General features: G+C 53.4%; 2 tRNA genes and 2 rRNA genes. All 4 read left to right on the top strand.

The features are described 5' to 3' along the window. The first annotated feature begins 258 nt into the window (after positions 1-258). Positions 259-1,803 (top strand): 16S ribosomal RNA (locus tag ACZ6WW_RS23505). A gap of 101 nt (positions 1,804-1,904) precedes the next feature. Next, positions 1,905-1,981, top strand: a tRNA-Ile gene (locus ACZ6WW_RS23500). Between the two features lie 25 nt (positions 1,982-2,006). After that, a tRNA-Ala gene (locus tag ACZ6WW_RS23495) sits at positions 2,007-2,082 on the top strand. A gap of 204 nt (positions 2,083-2,286) precedes the next feature. Beyond that, positions 2,287-4,908: ribosomal RNA gene (locus ACZ6WW_RS23490) — 23S ribosomal RNA — on the top strand; the annotation flags it as partial.

Below are 4,908 nucleotides of genomic sequence, written 5' to 3'. Positions count from 1 at the left end.
GGTGTTGACGGACAGGAAAAACGATGTAATATGGGCGGCTCACTCGGGACGAAATGTTCCGAAGCGGATCGAGAAATCGGACGCAAGTGATTGAGATCTTTGACAGTGTGCGCAGGTGACTTGTGTGGGCGTCTTGCGTTGGGCGGAAAATCTGTCCAACAAATGCAAGCGTCTAACCTAAGAGTCAATTCAAAAGCTTGACGTTTATGGTTAGGACTAACGCTTCAGAAAGATAGATGGTTTCGGCCATCGAAAACTTAAGTGAAGAGTTTGATCCTGGCTCAGATTGAACGCTGGCGGCATGCCTAACACATGCAAGTCGAACGGCAGCACAGCAGTAGCAATACTGTGGGTGGCGAGTGGCGGACGGGTGAGTAATGCATCGGGACCTGCCCAGACGTGGGGGATAACGTAGGGAAACTTACGCTAATACCGCATACGTCCTACGGGAGAAAGCGGGGGATCGAAAGACCTCGCGCGGTTGGATGGACCGATGTTCGATTAGCTAGTTGGTGAGGTAATGGCTCACCAAGGCGACGATCGATAGCTGGTCTGAGAGGATGATCAGCCACACTGGGACTGAGACACGGCCCAGACTCCTACGGGAGGCAGCAGTGGGGAATATTGGACAATGGGCGCAAGCCTGATCCAGCAATGCCGCGTGTGTGAAGAAGGCCTTCGGGTTGTAAAGCACTTTTATCAGGAGCGAAATACCACGGGTTAATACCCTATGGGGCTGACGGTACCTGAGGAATAAGCACCGGCTAACTTCGTGCCAGCAGCCGCGGTAATACGAAGGGTGCAAGCGTTAATCGGAATTACTGGGCGTAAAGGGTGCGTAGGCGGTTCGTTAAGTCTGTTGTGAAATCCCCGGGCTCAACCTGGGAATGGCAATGGATACTGGCGAGCTAGAGTGTGATAGAGGATGGTGGAATTCCCGGTGTAGCGGTGAAATGCGTAGAGATCGGGAGGAACATCAGTGGCGAAGGCGGCCATCTGGATCAACACTGACGCTGAAGCACGAAAGCGTGGGGAGCAAACAGGATTAGATACCCTGGTAGTCCACGCCCTAAACGATGCGAACTGGATGTTGGTCTCAACTCGGAGATCAGTGTCGAAGCTAACGCGTTAAGTTCGCCGCCTGGGGAGTACGGTCGCAAGACTGAAACTCAAAGGAATTGACGGGGGCCCGCACAAGCGGTGGAGTATGTGGTTTAATTCGATGCAACGCGAAGAACCTTACCTGGCCTTGACATGTCTGGAATTCTGCAGAGATGCGGAAGTGCCTTCGGGAATCAGAACACAGGTGCTGCATGGCTGTCGTCAGCTCGTGTCGTGAGATGTTGGGTTAAGTCCCGCAACGAGCGCAACCCTTGTCCTTAGTTGCCAGCACGTAATGGTGGGAACTCTAAGGAGACTGCCGGTGACAAACCGGAGGAAGGTGGGGATGACGTCAAGTCATCATGGCCCTTACGGCCAGGGCTACACACGTACTACAATGGTCGGTACAGAGGGTTGCAATACCGCGAGGTGGAGCTAATCCCAGAAAGCCGATCCCAGTCCGGATTGGAGTCTGCAACTCGACTCCATGAAGTCGGAATCGCTAGTAATCGCAGATCAGCTATGCTGCGGTGAATACGTTCCCGGGCCTTGTACACACCGCCCGTCACACCATGGGAGTGAGTTGCTCCAGAAGCCGTTAGTCTAACCGCAAGGGGGACGACGACCACGGAGTGGTTCATGACTGGGGTGAAGTCGTAACAAGGTAGCCGTATCGGAAGGTGCGGCTGGATCACCTCCTTTCAAGAAACGACAGACGTCCAACGTCAAGACGTCCACACAAGACACCTGCACATCCAAACCGCGCGATAGAGCGCGAGGCCTATAAGGCCGAGAAGCTTTATGGGTCTGTAGCTCAGGTGGTTAGAGCGCACCCCTGATAAGGGTGAGGCCGGTGGTTCGAGTCCACCTAGACCCACCATTATTGGGAAGTGACCCAGGTTCATGGGGCCATAGCTCAGCTGGGAGAGCACCTGCTTTGCAAGCAGGGGGTCGTCAGTTCGATCCTGACTGGCTCCACCAGTTCGAAAGCGATCTAAGCGATTTGGATGTGTAGCGCACACAAAAGATTTATTGAAACGTATCGGCGTTGAGGCCGATGTCGTGTTCTTTGAAAATGTAAACGAGTGACAAGCGTCTTGGTTCGAAACCGAATCGAGATGTGTCGTTGAGGCAAGTAAAGCGAAATGCGATTGGCAGTAATCCTGAGGCGACTTGGGGTTATATGGTCAAGCGAATTAAGCGTATACGGTGGATGCCTTGGCGGTCAGAGGCGATGAAGGACGTGGCAGCCTGCGAAAAGTATCGGGGAGCTGGCAACAAGCTTTGATCCGGTAATGTCCGAATGGGGAAACCCACTCCGTAAGGAGTATCCATGAGTGAATACATAGCTCATGGAAGCGAACTCAGGGAACTGAAATATCTAAGTACCTGAAGGAAAAGAAATCAACCGAGATTCCGTCAGTAGCGACGAGCGAACGCGGACTAGCCCAAAAGTGCACAGTGTTTTAGTCGAATGGTGTGGAAAAGCCAGCCGTAGCGGGTGATAGCCCCGTAGGCGAAAGGGCACCGTGCATGAAATTGAGTAAGGCGAGGCACGTGAAACCTTGTCTGAACATGGGGGGACCATCCTCCAAGGCTAAATACTCCTGACCGACCGATAGCGAACAAGTACCGTGAGGGAAAGGCGAAAAGAACCCCGGAGAGGGGAGTGAAATAGACCCTGAAACCGTATACGTACAAGCAGTGGAAGCCCGCAAGGGTGACTGCGTACCTTTTGTATAATGGGTCAGCGACTTACTGTCAGTGGCAAGCTTAACCGTATAGGGGAGGCGAAGGGAAACCGAGTCTGAATAGGGCGCATAGTCTCTGGCAGTAGACCCGAAACCGAGTGATCTATCCTTGGCCAGGTTGAAGGTGCGGTAACACGCACTGGAGGACCGAACCCACATCTGTTGCAATAGATGGGGATGAGCTGAGGATAGGAGTGAAAGGCTAAACAAACTCGGAGATAGCTGGTTCTCCTCGAAAGCTATTTAGGTAGCGCCTCGTATGAATCTTCCTGGGGGTAGAGCACTGTTATGGCTAGCGGGCCATCGCGGCTTAGTAAACCATGGCAAACTCCGAATACCAGGACAGAATGTACGGGAGACACACGGCGGGTGCTAACGTCCGTCGTGAAAAGGGAAACAACCCAGACCCGCAGCTAAGGTCCCCAAGTTATAGCTAAGTGGAAAACGATGTGGAAAGGCATAGACAGCCAGGAGGTTGGCTTAGAAGCAGCCACCCTTTAAAGAAAGCGTAATAGCTCACTGGTCGAGTCGGTCTGCGCGGAAGATTTAACGGGGCTAAGCTATACACCGAAGCTCGGGGTGCACACTTTGTGTGCGCGGTAGAGGAGCGTTCCGTAAGCCTGTGAAGGTGGATTGTAAAGTCTGCTGGAGGTATCGGAAGTGCGAATGCTGACATGAGTAACGATAATGGGGGTGAAAAGCCCCCACGCCGAAAGCCCAAGGTTTCCTCGCGCAACGTTCATCGGCGCAGGGTGAGTCGGCCCCTAAGGCGAGGCAGAAATGCGTAGTCGATGGGAAGCTGGTTAATATTCCAGCACTTGTCTGTAGTGCGATGTGGGGACGGAGAAAGTTAGGTCTACCAGGCGTTGGTTGTCCTGGGGAAAGGCGGTAGGCATGAATCTTAGGCAAATCCGGGATTCTTTATGCCGAGCACCGAGACGAGTCCATTAGGACGAAGTGACTGATACTACGCTTCCAGGAAAAGCCACTAAGCTTCAGCTACAGAGAAACCGTACCGTAAACCGACACTGGTAGGCAGGGTGAGAATCCCAAGGCGCTTGAGAGAACTCGGGTGAAGGAACTAGGCAAAATGGCACCGTAACTTCGGGAGAAGGTGCGCCCTTTTTGGTGGCTACATGCGTAGCTGAGCTGAGAAGGGTCGCAGTAACCTGGCCGCTGCGACTGTTTATCAAAAACACAGCACTCTGCAAACACGAAAGTGGACGTATAGGGTGTGACGCCTGCCCGGTGCTGGAAGGTTAATTGATGGGGTCAGCCGCAAGGCGAAGCTCTTGATCGAAGCCCCAGTAAACGGCGGCCGTAACTATAACGGTCCTAAGGTAGCGAAATTCCTTGTCGGGTAAGTTCCGACCTGCACGAATGGCGTAACGACAGCGGCGCTGTCTCCACCCGAGACTCAGTGAAATTGAAATCGCTGTGAAGATGCAGCGTTCCCGCGGCAAGACGGAAAGACCCCGTGAACCTTTACTATAGCTTTACACTGAACGTTGAGTTCTTCTGTGTAGGATAGGTGGGAGGCTACGAAACCGAGACGCCAGTTTCGGTGGAGCCATCCTTGAAATACCACCCTGAAGTGCTTGACGTTCTAACCTAGGTCCGTAATCCGGATCAGGGACCGTGTATGGTGGGTAGTTTGACTGGGGCGGTCTCCTCCTAAAGAGTAACGGAGGAGCACGAAGGTACGCTCAGCGCGGTCGGACATCGCGCACTGTGTGCAAAGGCATAAGCGTGCTTGACTGCGAGATCGACGGATCAAGCAGGTACGAAAGTAGGTCTTAGTGATCCGGTGGTTCTGTATGGAAGGGCCATCGCTCAACGGATAAAAGGTACTCCGGGGATAACAGGCTGATACCGCCCAAGAGTTCATATCGACGGCGGTGTTTGGCACCTCGATGTCGGCTCATCACATCCTGGGGCTGTAGCCGGTCCCAAGGGTATGGCTGTTCGCCATTTAAAGTGGTACGCGAGCTGGGTTCAGAACGTCGTGAGACAGTTCGGTCCCTATCTGTCGTGGGCGTTGGAGATTTGAGGGGGG

The sequence above is a fragment of the Dyella sp. NPDC103356 genome (assembly GCF_055584465.1).
This window is presented reverse-complemented; position numbering and strand designations above follow the sequence as displayed.